This window comes from Eubacterium ventriosum, from assembly GCF_025150745.1.
Taxonomy (GTDB): Bacteria; Bacillota; Clostridia; order Lachnospirales; family Lachnospiraceae; genus Eubacterium_G; species Eubacterium_G ventriosum.
Window position 1 is genome coordinate 1478210 of record NZ_CP102282.1, and the last position, 14981, is coordinate 1493190.

The following is a 14981-nucleotide window of genomic DNA, read 5'->3' on the forward strand; positions in this document are numbered from 1 at the left end:
TTGATAATACTAGAATCTAGTTAGATTTTAGAAAAGATTTACGAAAGAGAAGAGCGAAAGCTCTTCTCTTTCTGCGTTTAAGAATAAAGGGGGATTTATGGAAGTTTTATATGAAGTAAGAGGCGAGAATCTTTTGATTTATCTGCCGGAGGAACTTGATCATCACAATGCGAAAACAATTACAGAGCAGTCAGATTGGTATATTGTTTCAAACCAGATTAAAAACATAATTTTTAATTTTAAGCGAACAATGTTTATGGATAGCTCAGGCATTGGAGTGATAATGGGCAGGTATAAGCTTGTAAAAAAGAGAGGTGGAAGCATTACAGTTACAAATATTAACAATTCAATTGACAGAATTTTTACTATTTCGGGGCTTTACAAAATAGTGAGCAAAACGGAAACACCCAGCTTGGTGAAATGGTAATTGGAGGGACGCATGGAAAATAAAAGTAAGGAAAACAATATGACTTTGGAGTTTGATGCAAAGTCCGAAAACGAAAGTCTGGCAAGAATTGCAGTTGCTTCTTTTTTGACGGAGATTGATCCAACCATTGAAGAAATTAATGATATTAAAACGGCAGTATCAGAAGCAGTAACTAATTCAATTGTTCATGGCTACAATGAGGGACCGGGGAAAATAACTTTAAAGTGCAAGCTTGTATGCAATCAGTACGAAAAGCAGGATACATATACGGTTAGTAGTTTTATTACCATTGAGATAAAAGATTTGGGAGTTGGTATAACAAATATTGAAAAAGCAAGAGAGCCCTTGTTTACCACAAAACCGGAATTTGAAAGATCCGGAATGGGATTTATGTTTATGGAAATGTTTATGGATAAAGTAGATGTGATTTCAGAGCCGGGGAAAGGCACAACAGTTATAATGGAGAAAAAACTTAAAAAAGTTATAGAAAAAAACAGCATAAAAAGTAGTCAATATAATAGCAAGTTGATGAGCCACACTAATTCTAAATCCATTGGGCTAGTTAATTTGAAAGAAAAGTCCGGCCAGAGGGCATAATGGATACGCTAACTTTGATAAACAGGGCTCATCAGGGAGATAAGTTAGCAAGAGATAAAATATTAATTGAAAATACAGGTTTGATATGGAGCATTGTCAGAAGATTTTTAAACAGAGGGCACGAAGGCGAAGATTTGTTTCAAATCGGATGCATTGGGATGCTAAAAGCAATAGACAGATTTGACACGGAATTTGATGTGGCTTTTTCAACCTATGCAGTTCCAATGATAGCAGGAGAAATCCGAAGGTTTATAAGAGATGATGGCATTGTAAAAATCAGCAGAAAAATAAAAGAAAATCAAATGAAAATAATGCACCAAAGAGAAATTTATATAAATGAAAAAAAGCAGGAGCCAACCATAGAAGAGCTTGAAAAGGTCTGTGATTTGACAAAAGAAGAAATAGTAATGGCGATGGATGCCTCAAGAAATGTTGAGTCAATTGACAAAGAAATGTATTCAAAAGATTCAGCATACACACTAATGGATTTGGCGGAGGATGACACTAATATAGAAGAAACGGTTTTGAATAAAATTATGGTTCAACAATTAATGGACATGCTGGAAAGTAAGGAGCGAAAAATCATAAATTTGAGGTATTTTAAAAATAAAACTCAAAGTCAGGTAGCAAAAGAAATGGGAATGACGCAGGTTCAGGTGTCAAGACTGGAAAAGAAAATTTTAAACTCAATGAGAAATGAAAAAAGTACATAAACAAAAAATAGTTGTTATTGTAAAAGGAAAAAGTGCAGTGAAAGTTTAGAAATCAAATGTTCATTGCACTTTTTATTTAATTTAGAATAATTAAAATAAAAAATTGCATAATAAAAGCATAGAAGTTTAAATTTTCTAAAAAATAAAAATTTTTGGAGGTCTAAATGAAAGTATTAAAAATGGTGGCAATAATAGCAGTGATAATAGTGGCAATAGGCATTGGCTTCTACATGTGCAACGACACATATCAAGTGGAAGAAATACAGGAAGCAGTGATGATATAAAAGGTTGATAAGATTATATTTTTAAAAAAGTAATAATCCATATTAAACAATATGGGATAGAAAGGACATAAATGAGTGACACATTATATATAAAAATGGACCAGGCAGTGGAGATTACGAAAAAGCAGGTAACAGTTGGAGATGTTGCAAAACTTCAATGCAAAAACAAAAATATAACAAACAGGCTAAAATCAATGAAATTGTTGGAGGATACAACAAAAGGAAAAAAGCGATATATAGTTTCAATAATGAAAATTATCGAAATGGCAGATCAAACATTTCAGAATGTAGATATACAAAATATAGGGGAAACAGAATGTGTTGTTGAATTTAAGACACCCAAAAAAGATGACGGACCAATGGCAATAATTAAAACAACAATAATATGTTTGATTTTGTTTTTCGGAGTGGGATTTTCCATAATGTCATTTAACAACGATGTGTCAATAGATGATATGTTTTCAAAAATAAGCAAGCAATTTACAGGGGACAAAGAGCAGGGCAGAAAAATACTTGAGTATTGTTATTCAATAGGATTGGGTGTGGGAATCATCATCTTTTATAACCATTTTGGACCGAAAAAATTAACCAATGATCCAACGCCCATTGAGGTTGAAATGAGAAAATACGAAAGAGACATAAACCAGACTTTAATAGATGGGCATAACAGAGATGACGGAAAGGTGGATGTAAAATAGAAGCAGTGGCGAAATATGAAAGGTAGAATTGGAACAAAATGATAGGAAAAATAATTCTTGCAATTACAGGAATCGGGGCAGGTTTCATAATCTCTGCAGGAGTTTTTGCATTAATAACATCAACAGGAATAATAACAAGATTTGCAGACAAAACCCATACTGCAAAAAGTATACAATTATATGAAACAATAGTAATTGCAGGGGGAATACTTTGGAATATATTCTGGGTAATGGAATCCCATTTCAAATTCACGGGACAGCCGGCAAAAATATTTCAGGGAATCATGGGACTATGTCAGGGTATATTCGTAGGTTGCCTTGCAGTGGCACTGGCGGAGGCCCTAAACGGAACAGCAATCTTTGCACGAAGGGCAAAACTGCAAATGGGGCTAAGTTTCATAGTGTTATCAGTAGCGGTAGGCAAAGTCCTTGCATCGTTGCTCCAATTTTACAACGACTGGGTGAACTAATGCTTTTGAATATGCTGTTGTGCCGGAAAATTATTTCTCGCAAAATACAACCGTTGGTGAGCAAGCTCTCCACGTCTGTATTTCGTCCTGAATATGCATCACTTGTAGGAACGCGTAAATATATAATTTAATGGAGAATTGATATGGAAAGTGAAGAAAAGAAGAAGGCGTACAACGAATACGTTGAAAGAATTACGCCAAATAACAGTTTGACAAAGGATATGTGGAATGCTTTTTGGATAGGCGGTCTGATTTGTGTTATGGGACAGATTTGGCTTGAGCTGTTTATGTATTTTGGAGTGGATAAGGAGGACAGCGCAAGTTACACTACTTTGATTTTGATTTTGGAAAGTGCAATTCTAACGGGGCTTAATGTTTACCCGAAGATTGCAAAAAAAGGTGGCGCAGGCTGTCTTGTCCCAATAACAGGATTTGCCAACGGAGTTGTGTCTCCGGCAATTGAATTTAAGGCGGAAGGTCACATATTCGGAATTGGAGCGAAGATTTTTACCATAGCCGGACCGGTTATTCTTTATGGTATTTTTTCAAGTTGGATAGTTGGAATTATTTATTTGATTTTGAAGGGGATAGGGATAGTCTGACCGGATGTCAAAAAATTAAAACAAAAAATAGTCAATTGAAGTTTTGTGTCATAAAAAAACTAAAGAAAAATGAAAAATAATACTGATAGTATTTTATTAGTTGAACAATTAAGTCTTTGTGATATAATGATGAAGAATTGTAAAGAAAAGGTTAAATTTAAATAAAGAATATAAATTTTATTGCAATAAATATTTAGATTTAAACGTTTTATAAAATGTATTCCAATTATATGGAAAAATGAAAAAAATTAAAGGATTTGTTTTAATTAATAATTTAGTTTAATTGTTTTCAATACTAGAATACGGAAATCAGGAGAGTGAGGAAAACAGATGAAGAAAAAGAATGTGATGGGGGAAAACGTGGAAGCAGGAACAAATGCAGAATCAGATGAAAAAGCAGGAACAAAAATAAATAAAGAATCAGATGCAAAGAAAAGTAAGAAATTTAGAAAAGAATTCCTTAGTCAGAAACAGAAAGACACAACTTTTCTTGTAATTAAGATTATCTTAGTTTGTATGTTTGCAGGTGCATATTCAATGCTGTATATTTGGGATTTGTATACTTTTAAGGGAAAAGTTTATCCTATGAGAATTGTAGTTCCAACATTGTTGTTTGTAAGTTCTTCAGCATTAATGTTTGTAAAAATAAAAGTTAACAGATGGGTTAATTTTGTCATATCTATTTTGGTAAGCTTAATTTTAATATATGGAAACTTTGTAATGTTACAGAAGTCTCAGGGATACGAATATAAGCTTGAAGGGGATTATGTTAAATACAATATTATGGTTTTATTTATGATTTTTATGGTTATATTTGCAGTTACTAACAGTTTTAAAGTTGCAATTATAACAATGAACATTGTAAATATTGTTATGGGACTTGCAAATTTCTATCTTGTACAGTTTAGAAACTCAGGATTTTTGGCAGCAGATATTGTAAATATAAAGACTGCGGCAAATGTGGCAGGCGGATATTCTTATAGAATGAATTATAGAGTTTATCTGTTCCTTATAAGTTCCATTGCAATATGTTTTTTTGCAACTAAGTTAGGCAAGAACGTGGTAATTAAGAAGTTCTGGAGACTTATTCCTATGGCATTAGCACTTTTAATGGTGATTAATGTTAATGACTTAGTTCAGTCAAAGGAATATGTTAAAATATTGAAAGTCAAATATTTTAAGCCACAGGAAACATTTAATACTAACGGTTTTTACATAACATTTGCAAGAAGTATTAACGACCTTCAGGTTAAGAAGCCTAAGGATTATTCTGTTCAGAAAGTTGAAAATCTGGCAGAGCAGTTTAAGGGTACTAAAACTACAGTTTCTAATGATAGGAAACCTAATATTATAATGATAATGAGTGAGGCATACACTGATTTTATGTCTTTTGCGGATGTACCTTTAAGCGAAGACAATATGCCTTTCTTCCATAGTTTAAAGAAGAATACATTAAGCGGTCAGATGTTTGTATCAGTTTTTGCAGGAGGAACAGCATCAACTGAGTTTGAAGCCTTAACTTCTAACTCAATGGCATACATTCCTAATGGCATAACAGCATATACTACATATATCAACTCACCTATGACTTCTCTTGCGTCAACTTTAAAGGCACAAGGATATGGTGGAATAATAGCAATGCACCCTTACAAGGGAACAGGATACAAGCGTAACAAGGTTTATCCTTTATTGGGATTCAACAAATTCCTTACAATGGATGATTTTGCAGAAGACACAGAAAAATACGGACTTCATATTTCTGACAAAGCAGATATGGAACGAATTATTTCAGAATATGAAAACTATAAGAAGAACAACGATAAACCGTTCTTTATGTTTAATGTAACAATGCAGAACCATAGTCCTTTTGATGCAGCAGGAGTATCTAAAGATATAAAACTTGGCTACAATATTAATTCACCACAGGCAGTTCAGTACTTAAATATGTTAAGAAAGTCAGATGATGCATTAAAAGAACTTGTTACATATTTTAAAAATGTAAAAGAGCCAACATTAATAATCTTCTTTGGTGACCATGAGCCAAAGATAGAAGAATCATTCTATGAGGAAATAGAAAAAGACTATAAGCTTGATGAAATTTATGAGAACCTAATGAAGAGAAACACTCAGTTCGTTATATGGGCAAACTATGACATGAAATCAGATAACAATATGTATATAAGTGCAAACAGAATGAGTTCACTTGTACTGGAAACAGCAGGACTAGCACAAAACGGATATCAGCAGTTCGTATCAGAGTTTAGCAAAAAAGTGCCAATCATAACAAAAAAAGGCTACATTGGTGAAGATGGAAACTTCTACAAAACAGGAGACAAAACATCACCATACTATGAATGGATACATAATTACGACATCATACAGTACAACAACATTTTTGATACAAAAAACAGAGTACAGGATCTATACAAAATAGCACAATAAGAAAAAACAGAGTTCTTAAAAACAAAAAGAACTCTGTTTTTTGTCACATATATAGTAATTGTCAATAGACGTAAAATTATACTTGTGATACAATGTGGAACTATAGCACAAAAATGTAAAAAATAAAGAACAAAAAAAACATACAAAACAAAATAAAAGTATAAGAATCAACTGAAAAAGAGATTGTGATATTATATAAAAAAAATACTCTTATTACGAAGCTATTTATTTAAATAATGAAGAAAAAGGAGAGTTTTAACATGAAAAAATCCTTCCAGATTTTTAAACGTGACATAGGCAGATTATCCAAAAACATAGTTGCACTAATAGTTGTAATCGGCGTGTGCATAATCCCTTCGTTGTATGCATGGTTTAACATAGCTGCCAACAAGGACCCATATGGCAACACAGCTAACATAAAAATAGCTGTGGCTAATAATGATGCCGGAACAGAAAATGATATGCTTGGAAACCTTGATGTAGGCGGTCAGATAGTTGATACATTAAAAGAGAATGACAGTTTAGGCTGGGTTTTTGTAAGTGAAGACAAGGCAATATCAGGGGTTAAGTCAGGAGAATACTATGCAGCAATAGTTATTCCTGATAATTTTAGTGAATCAATGGTAAGTTTTTTGTCAGGAAAAATAGAACAGCCGGAGTTTGATTATTATCTTAATGAAAAGAAGAATGCCATTGCACCAAAGATAACTGACACAGGTGCAAATACAATTCAGCAACAGGTTAATACAGAGTTTGTGTCAGCGGCGGCAGGCACAGTTGCGGACATACTTAACGGTTCAGTTTCAGAAATTGGAACTAAGCTTGATGACGTTCAAAATGACATTTTAACAAAGATTAGCACAGTGTCTGATAATCTTAAAGAATATGAAAAGGCACTGGATTCTTTTAACAAAACAGTGGATAGCAGTAACAAGCTAATTGAAAAATCAAAAAAATCAATGGCTACAGTGAAAAGCAACGCTAATTCCGGTGTAAATAGCATAAAGAATGGAACAGACAGTTTAACACTTGTACGAAATGACATAGCAGATTTTGCAAACGATTTAGGTACGGGAATATCTAAGGCACAGAATAGTTTGGCAAAGGTAAATACTAAATCAGGAATAAATCTTGGAAAAATAAGTTCAAAAACTGAAAGCATTCACGGACAGTTTCAGGAAATGATAACTTCCGTAGAATCTATTATTGATAAAAATAGCGAAATGCTTATAACTTTAAAGGAAATTAACAAGAAATACCCTTCAGATTCATTAACTAATCTTATTAATGAATTAGACAGTCAGAATAGTAAGTACAAGACTATTTTACAAAAATTAAGAACAGGAAGCAATTCTATAAATGATGCTACAACAACATCTGTTAAGGCAGTAGAATCTATTTCTAAAATTATCGAAAAGAATACAAAAGACATTCAGAGCTCAAAGGGAACTGTTGAAAACGGAATAATGACAGGTCTAAATACAAGCCTTGATACTTTTTCAAGCATTCAGGGGACACTTTCAGGAATTTTAAAAGGTGTTGGACCTGCAACAGATAATGTTGTAACTTTAATGGACCAGTTAGAGAACAGCCTTGACAGTGCAAAGAAAGCACTTAGTTCAACAGGTTCTTCCATTAAGAAAGTTCAGGAAAGATTAGACAAGGCTAATGTGGACATTAGCGTTGTTAAAACTTCAAAGATATATGAAAAACTTAAGGATATGACAAATTTAGACTCAGATAAGGTTGCATCTTTTATGTCATCTCCTGTTAAATTAAAAACAGAAACTTTCTATTCAGTTGAAAACTATGGAACAGCAATGACACCATTCTATACTAACCTTGCAATATGGGTAGGTGGAATTGTTCTTATTGCTATTTTCAAAATGGAAGTTGATAAAAGTGAAAAAATTAAAAATTTCACTCCAACACAGGCTTATTTTGGAAGATGGATGCTTTTCATCTTAGTAGGATTTGTGCAGGCGTTAATTATATGTTTAGGTGATATTTTTATCTTAAAAATAAAGTGCCAGCATCCGGTACTGTTTGTTGTGGCAGGATTGGTAGCAGCATTTGTATATGTAAATCTTATTTATGCCCTGTCATTAACATTTAAGCATATAGGAAAAGCAGTAAGTGTAATTCTTGTAATTTTGCAGATTCCGGGTTCAGCGGGAACTTATCCTATTGAAATGACGCCGGGATTCTTCCAGGCAATTCATCCGTTACTTCCTTTTACTTATGGAATAAATGCCATGAGAGAAGCAATTGCGGGAACTTACGGACATTATTATGTAAAAAATTTAGTTATTCTTTTAATTTATGTTCCTATTGCCTTGTTTATAGGACTTGTCCTTCGTAGATTATTGTTGAATTTAAATAGTTTATTTGACAAAAAACTTGAACAGACAGGACTTATGATTTGTGAAGAGGAAGGAATAACCAGGGAAAGAGTAAGACTTTTAACTACTGTGAAAATACTTGCAGGAGAAAAGCAGTTTAGAGATGAGATAAATAAGAAAGTCGAGCAGTTTGAAATATGTTATCCAAAACTAATAAAGGGTGGATTTTTTGCAATAGTTATTATACCGATTGTATTTTTGATTTTAATGTTTAGTATCACATCAAAAATGGTATTTCTTGTATTGTGGATAGTGTCTATTATATTAATCGCCCTATATTTGATTTGTGTTGAGTTTATCCATGAGAACCTGCTTAACAAGCAAAAAATGGCTGAAATGACCGGTGATGAGCTTATAGAGCAGTTAAAGAAACGTGGTAGAAAGAACAGTAAGGAAGGAGATGAGGACTAATGCTGAATATTTTTAGAATATTTATTGGGGATTTGAAAAAAATCAGCAGAAATGCAATAGCGTGGATTGTAGTGTTAGGACTTACTGTAGTTCCATCTCTTTACGCATGGTTCAATATTGCTGCAAGCTGGGATCCGTATAGCAATACCGACCAGTTAAAAGTTGCAGTGGCAAGCGTTGATAAAGGCTATGAGGGTGACATTATTCCAATAAGCTTAAATCTTGGGAATCAGGTTATATCAGCTCTTCGTGAAAATACTCAGCTTAATTGGGTGTTTACTGATAAAGAAGATGTAATTGACGGTGTAAAATCAGGAAAGTATTATGCTTCAATTGTAATTCCAAAGAATTTTAGTACCGATATGATGAGCCTTTTCTCTGATAATGTTTCTCATTCGGATATTATTTATTATCTTAATGAAAAGGAAAATGCCATTGCTCCAAAGATAACTGACAAGGGAGCAAGCGCAGTTCAAAAGCAGATTGATCAGGTTTTTACAAAGACAGTTTCAGAGATTTCAATAAGCGTGCTTGATCAGTTGTCAGATGTTATGGATGATGATACAACAAAAACTGTAATGAACAAGGTTCAGTCTAATGTGCAGCAGATTGCAGATGACTTAAATGATGCAAAACAGACTGTTTATGCTTTTGCTGACCTTACAGGTTCTTTGGAAGAAATGTTAGACAGTACATCAACATTATTAAAAACGTCAGGAGACAGCACAAAGGATAGCGTTAATACTTTAAAAACTTCAAGTACTGATGTAACAGATTTGAAAGATGCCTTAAGTGGAACAACTGATGGAATAAACAAGGCGTTAAATCAAAGCGAATCTGCATATAATCAATTATCAAAAGAAGTGGATAATATTTTTGACTCAGTGTCCACAAGTGCAGACACAGCATCAAAAGGTTTAAGTGGTCTTGCAACTCAGGTAGATGACATAACAAAGAAGTACACTGAATTTAAAGAAAGCCTTCAGAAAGTGCAGAATGCATTGCCGGCAAATGAGAAAGTGTTAAGAACTGAAATTGACAAAATTATTGGTAAAATAGACCAGTCAATTATTCAGCAGAAGGAAATTAGAACAAAATTAAAAAACGCTTCTGATGATATAACATTGGTATCAGGAACGACAACTTTATATAGAAAAGACTTAAAGAAACAGATAAAACAAAGTGCAAAGGATATATCTTCTATTCAGGATTCTTATGAAAAGAAGGTTCAGACTAACTTAACTAAGTTGGTTAATTCACTTACTGTAAATAATGGCTCAGTATCAAAAGTTGTAAACAATTTAAATCAGGGAACAAGTGATGTAAGTAAGCTTGCAGGAGATTCAGGAGCACAACTTGGACAGTTAAAGAAGATTCTTAAAAATTCAGGTAAAGCACTTGGAAAGGCATCCAAAAATGTAAGCAATATTTCATTTAAATTAGGCAATAGTGAAAACAGCGATGCAACAGAATTGCTTAAAAACATATTAAGCAACAGCCCTGACACATTAAGTTCATTCTTGTCATCACCTGTAAAGATGAACACAAATGTTATATACAAAGTAGATAATTATGGCTCTGCAATGGCACCATTCTACTCAACACTTGCAATATGGGTAGGTGGTATTGTATTAGTAGCAATGATGAAAGTAACATTAGAGGAAGATCGAAAGAAACAACTATTCAATGTGAAAAACTATCAGATATATTTAGGACGTTATATTCTGTTTATGATAATAGGATTGTTCCAAAGTGGATTAATCTGTTTGGGAGATTTGTATTTCTTAAAGATACAATGTGAGCATCCGTTCCTGTTCCTATTAGCAGGCTGGATATCAAGCATAGTATATGTAAATATAATCTACACATTAACAGTATCCTTTGGTGATATAGGAAAAGCAATCTGTGTAATATTTCTTGTAGTACAGGTAGCAGGTTCAGGTGGAACATTCCCAATAGAAGTAGCACCAAAATTCTTCAGAACAGTATACCCATTACTTCCATTTAACTACAGCATGGGAGCAATGAGAGAAACAATAGCCGGAATGTATGGAAACACATACTGGACAGAAATATCCAAACTACTATTATTCCTAATACCGTCACTAATACTGGGATTAATACTAAGAAAACCAATAATAAAACTAAACAACTTCGTAATAGAAAAACTAGAAGAAACAAAACTCATGTAACTCACCAACCCCCGGAACTTTCAAGGCACCTGTGCTTGCACAAAGGTGCCTTGAAAAGTTTCGGGGGTGCCTTATTATGAGCATAAAAGGGCGACGAAGTCGCACGATATGCGAATAATAAGGACAGATTGCGGGAGCGGGAAGCGCGTAGCAATCTGAGGTGAGTTATTTAATCTCGATTCCTTACTGACTTCCGACTTAAGTCAATCAATAATTTTTTTCTTGACTTAATGTACAAAATAGTATATATTACTGAAATAAATAGTTCACAATGTAAACTATTCTGGGATGCTATCTTGTATTGAACAGGAAACCTTTAATGGCATTTATAATTAGAAAATATAAAACAAAAATAGGAAGTAGAAGAAAAATGAAAGATAAAAAATGGAAAGACATGATAGAAAAACATGGCGAGCTTAGATTCTTTAGTAGCATGGCAATAAAGAAATCACACAAAGGTCAGGGTACATCTGCACAGGAATTGGACATGCTGTTTAGAGTCGCCTTGTCCAAAGAAAAAGTAACACCCGGTTACTTAAAAGACGCAATGGGCATAAGCAAAACAATTATAAGCAGATTAATAGAACAACTGGAAAACAAGCAGCTCATAGAAAAAATCCGCACAAATGAGGATAAAAGAAGTTATACATTGATAATAACTGAAAAAGGGAAAAAAGAAATTGATGATATGTATTACTACTATTTAAACCCTCTATATACGTTAAAGGAAAATATGACAGAGGAAGATTTTGAACAACTATTTAAATTAATAAGGCAGGCAAACAAGATATTGGCAAAATAAAACTGTCAACAATATATAATCAAAAATATAAATGAAAGGAACAGAAGATGACGTTTTATCAGGAATTACAGTTAAGCTCAACAGGCTCAAAACAATTAATAAAAAACACAACAGACAAAAAAGAAAAAACAAGACACATTTTAATTTACAATTTCAAAGTATATTTAGTTGTGGCATTTTGTTTTTTGGTAGTAACAGCATTTAGTATGATTTTTGGAAATGACAATAGCGTGCCGGGAGTTGTGGTACTACTTGCAATACTTGTGTTGCGACAGGCAGATTTTGGCATAAAAACAACCCACGGTCTAATCTCAATAGCCGGGATATTTGCAATATTAATAGTCGGTCCAAGGTTAAGCAACATGGTTGATCCGTTTATAGCCTTTCTTATTAATATTGTTTGCATATTTTTACTAATGATGTTTGGATGCCATAATGTAATAATGTACAATCATTCAACTTTTGTACTGGGATATTTATTACTTCAAGGTTACGATGTGGCAGGAAAAAGTTATCAGTTACGTGTAGTCAGCCTTGTTGTAGGTATGCTAATTTGTATGGGGGTTTTTTATAAAAATCAGAAAAACAGACCTCATAAAAGAGGTTTTATGGATATTTTTAGAGAATTCAATATACACTCTTCTAGAAATAACTGGTATTTAAAATTAACACTTACAGTTTCAACAGCAATGTTAATTATTAATCTTTTAAATATACCAAGGGCAATGTGGGTAGGAATTGCCTGCATGTCAGTATGTGTTCCATTTTCCAGTGACATTGCACCAAAGGCAAAGAAAAGAGCACCATTTAACATTGTGGGCAGCTTAATATTTGTTGCCCTTTACTATGCCCTCCCTAAATGGGTACATCCATACATTGGAATTATAGGTGGAATTGGTGTTGGTTATTCAGCTGGCTATTCCTGGCAGACGGTTTACAATACATTTGGAGCGTTGTATATTGCATCGGGAATTTTCGGTGTAAAAACAGCAGTATTGTTAAGAATTTGTGCAAATATTTTTGCTTCATTATATACAGTTTTGTTTGACCATGTATTTAATAATGTATTTGCGTTTATAAAAAACAGAAAAGAAAATTTAATAACAGAATAGCAATGCTTAAAACAAAAAATATAGATGCATAACTAAGAAATTTAAGAGAAAAATTCTAACTGCAATACATAAATTTTTTTGTGGAAAGTTTAAGTGATATTGACAGAGTTATATTTGTAAAAAGATATTTCTTTTTGCAAACAACAACCGAAATTTCAAATAAAATCTTAAAAAAATAAAATGGCAAAAATGGCTATAGCAGCCTGTTTGATAGGAGCTATAGTGTTGGTTTGGGGAAGAAAAGAAATAGTAAATGAAAAGTCTGCAAAAAATGAAAAAGTTATTGCGACACAAACAATTGAAATTCAGGAAAATGAGAGATTACATCTTTCAGTGGGGGCAGATGTCGGACAAACAATATTTTGGAGTCCAAGCCTAAAAGGAAAAGCCCCATCTCAGGGGCTTTTAATATTAAATATTATTTATTTTCATTATCTTCCTTAGGAACAACTGTTTCCATATTTTTTGGAAGAACAAGATTTAAAATAATTGATACGATAAATACTACAGCAACACAGTTTTCTGCAAATACATTTTCGATAATCTTAGGGAAAATGCTAAAGATTTCAGGAACCTGTGTGAAGCCGATACCAATACTAAGTGAAAGTGCGGCAATTGTAATATTACGCTGTGAGTAACCGCAGTTGCTAATCATCTGAAGACCGCTGATTACGATTGTACCAAACATCATAAGTGTACATCCACCAAGTACTGCGTCAGGAAGTGTTGCAAGTAAAGCACCAAAGAATGGGAAGATACCTGCAATAATCATAATAATTGCACCTGTTGCAATAGCAAATCTGTTAACTACTTTAGTCATGGCAACAAGACCTACATTCTGGCTGAAAGATGTAATTGGTAAACATCCGAAAACAGAAGATAAAGCACTGATGAAACCGTCACAGGCAATAGAACCTGAAGTTTCTTTTGTTGTTACGTCCCTATTTAAGCCTGAAGCTGCAAGAGCAGAAGTATCTCCGATAGTTTCAGTAGCAGAAACTAAGAAAATTAAAATAACAGAGAAAATTGCGTTAGCATTAAATTCAGGTTTAAAAGGCATTAATGAAGGTACTGCAACAATAGAAGTTTCTGAAAGTGAAGAAAAATCAACAACTCCCATAAATACAGCAACAATATATCCTACAATAAGTCCAAACAAAACAGAAAGCTGTTTGAAATATGATTTTGCCAAAATATTAAAAATAATACATGAAAGCAATGTTATAGTTCCGAGAATCCAGTTTGTAGCTGAACCAAAGTTTTCGCTTCCGCTTCCTCCACCGAAAGAGCTTGCTCCAACAGAGAGAAGAGAAAAACCAATGGAAGTAACAACGCTGGCTGCAACGATAGGAGATATAAGTTTAATCCAGTATTTTGCAAAAAGACCAAGAACACCTTCTACAATACCGCCAACAAGAACAGCACCTACAATGGCATTATATCCGTAAGTTGGTCCGATATAACAAAAAATAGAAACAAAAGTAAAACTAATACCCATAACAATTGGAAGACCTGAACCGATTTTCCATAATGGGAATAACTGAATTAAAGTACCAATACCTGCAATAATCATTGCACTCTGGATAAGACGTGCAGTCTGTGCAGATGAAAGACCGCTGGCACCGCCAACAATAATAATAGGAGCAATATTGGCAACAAACATAGCCAAAATATGCTGCAAGCCAAAAGGAATGGCTTTTCCAACGGGAACTTTTCCGTTGAGTTTGTAAATGTTTTCAATTGATGAATTTGAGCTACTCATTAGTAAATGTCCTTTCATAATTTAAATATATTGTGTAATAGCAAAACAAAATTTTTCTTCCTTCTAT

Annotated in this window: 12 protein-coding genes and 1 pseudogene; 12 read left to right on the forward strand and 1 reads right to left on the reverse strand. The window is 33.3% G+C overall.

Features of this window, described 5'->3' with window-relative positions:
- The first annotated feature begins 97 nt into the window (after nt 1-97).
- The 12 genes and pseudogenes from NQ558_RS06675 (at nt 98) to NQ558_RS06730 (ending at nt 13596) form a co-directional block, all read left to right on the forward strand.
- Nucleotides 98-427: an STAS domain-containing protein gene (locus tag NQ558_RS06675; protein WP_005363691.1), complete on the forward strand. Its 330-nt coding sequence runs from the start codon at nt 98-100 to the stop codon at nt 425-427.
- Nucleotides 428-439: 12 nt separating this feature from the next.
- Nucleotides 440-898: pseudogene (gene spoIIAB / locus NQ558_RS06680) on the forward strand (anti-sigma F factor); the annotation flags it as partial.
- A 125-nt stretch (nt 899-1023) separates the two neighbouring features.
- On the forward strand, nt 1024-1737 hold the full coding sequence (locus NQ558_RS06685) for a SigB/SigF/SigG family RNA polymerase sigma factor (protein WP_005363693.1): 714 nt from the start codon (nt 1024-1026) through the stop codon (nt 1735-1737).
- A gap of 355 nt (nt 1738-2092) precedes the next feature.
- Nucleotides 2093-2719, forward strand: coding sequence for a stage V sporulation protein AA (locus NQ558_RS06690; protein WP_005363695.1), 627 nt, complete (start codon nt 2093-2095; stop codon nt 2717-2719).
- Between the two features lie 38 nt (nt 2720-2757).
- Nucleotides 2758-3189 carry a stage V sporulation protein AB gene (locus NQ558_RS06695; protein ID WP_005363696.1) on the forward strand — a complete coding sequence of 144 codons (432 nt, stop codon included), beginning with the start codon at nt 2758-2760 and terminating at the stop codon, nt 3187-3189.
- A 143-nt stretch (nt 3190-3332) separates the two neighbouring features.
- Nucleotides 3333-3791 (forward strand): stage V sporulation protein AC, encoded by a 459-nt coding sequence (gene spoVAC / locus NQ558_RS06700; RefSeq protein ID WP_005363700.1) that lies wholly within the window; start codon nt 3333-3335, stop codon nt 3789-3791.
- Nucleotides 3792-4121: 330 nt separating this feature from the next.
- A complete protein-coding gene (locus NQ558_RS06705; RefSeq protein WP_005363702.1) occupies nt 4122-6233 on the forward strand; it encodes an LTA synthase family protein in 2112 nt (703 codons plus the stop codon).
- Nucleotides 6234-6493: 260 nt separating this feature from the next.
- Nucleotides 6494-9046: a YhgE/Pip domain-containing protein gene (locus NQ558_RS06710; protein WP_040447349.1), complete on the forward strand. Its 2553-nt coding sequence runs from the start codon at nt 6494-6496 to the stop codon at nt 9044-9046.
- Entirely contained in the window at nt 9046-11238 is a 2193-nt protein-coding gene (locus tag NQ558_RS06715) for a YhgE/Pip domain-containing protein (protein ID WP_005363706.1), read from the forward strand. The genes NQ558_RS06710 and NQ558_RS06715 overlap by 1 nt, the downstream gene beginning before the upstream one ends.
- Nucleotides 11239-11608: 370 nt before the next feature.
- The gene (locus NQ558_RS06720; protein WP_040447448.1) at nt 11609-12040 is read left to right on the forward strand and encodes a MarR family winged helix-turn-helix transcriptional regulator; all 432 of its coding nucleotides are present in this window, start codon (nt 11609-11611) and stop codon (nt 12038-12040) included.
- Nucleotides 12041-12087: 47 nt separating this feature from the next.
- The gene (locus NQ558_RS06725) at nt 12088-13152 is read left to right on the forward strand and encodes an FUSC family protein (protein ID WP_005363718.1); all 1065 of its coding nucleotides are present in this window, start codon (nt 12088-12090) and stop codon (nt 13150-13152) included.
- A 180-nt stretch (nt 13153-13332) separates the two neighbouring features.
- Nucleotides 13333-13596, forward strand: coding sequence for a hypothetical protein (locus NQ558_RS06730; protein WP_005363720.1), 264 nt, complete (start codon nt 13333-13335; stop codon nt 13594-13596).
- On the opposite strand, the gene NQ558_RS06735 is transcribed toward NQ558_RS06730, so the two are convergent.
- Complete coding sequence (locus NQ558_RS06735; protein WP_005363722.1) at nt 13571-14932, reverse strand: uracil-xanthine permease family protein; 1362 nt, start codon at nt 14930-14932, stop codon at nt 13571-13573. The two genes, NQ558_RS06730 and NQ558_RS06735, sit on opposite strands and share 26 nt — an antisense overlap.
- Nucleotides 14933-14981 lie beyond the last annotated feature (49 nt).

Bases quoted from the DNA above. Each gene is read 5' to 3' on its own strand.
- NQ558_RS06675 (WP_005363691.1), top strand. From the start codon at position 98: ATGGAAGTTTTATATGAAGTAAGAGGCGAGAATCTTTTGATTTATCTG.
- NQ558_RS06685 (WP_005363693.1), top strand. From the start codon at position 1,024: ATGGATACGCTAACTTTGATAAACAGGGCTCATCAGGGAGATAAGTTA.
- NQ558_RS06690 (WP_005363695.1), top strand. From the start codon at position 2,093: ATGAGTGACACATTATATATAAAAATGGACCAGGCAGTGGAGATTACG.
- NQ558_RS06695 (WP_005363696.1), top strand. From the start codon at position 2,758: ATGATAGGAAAAATAATTCTTGCAATTACAGGAATCGGGGCAGGTTTC.
- spoVAC (WP_005363700.1), top strand. From the start codon at position 3,333: ATGGAAAGTGAAGAAAAGAAGAAGGCGTACAACGAATACGTTGAAAGA.
- NQ558_RS06705 (WP_005363702.1), top strand. From the start codon at position 4,122: ATGAAGAAAAAGAATGTGATGGGGGAAAACGTGGAAGCAGGAACAAAT.
- NQ558_RS06710 (WP_040447349.1), top strand. From the start codon at position 6,494: ATGAAAAAATCCTTCCAGATTTTTAAACGTGACATAGGCAGATTATCC.
- NQ558_RS06715 (WP_005363706.1), top strand. From the start codon at position 9,046: ATGCTGAATATTTTTAGAATATTTATTGGGGATTTGAAAAAAATCAGC.
- NQ558_RS06720 (WP_040447448.1), top strand. From the start codon at position 11,609: ATGAAAGATAAAAAATGGAAAGACATGATAGAAAAACATGGCGAGCTT.
- NQ558_RS06725 (WP_005363718.1), top strand. From the start codon at position 12,088: ATGACGTTTTATCAGGAATTACAGTTAAGCTCAACAGGCTCAAAACAA.
- NQ558_RS06730 (WP_005363720.1), top strand. From the start codon at position 13,333: ATGGCAAAAATGGCTATAGCAGCCTGTTTGATAGGAGCTATAGTGTTG.
- NQ558_RS06735 (WP_005363722.1), bottom strand. From the start codon at position 14,932: ATGAAAGGACATTTACTAATGAGTAGCTCAAATTCATCAATTGAAAAC.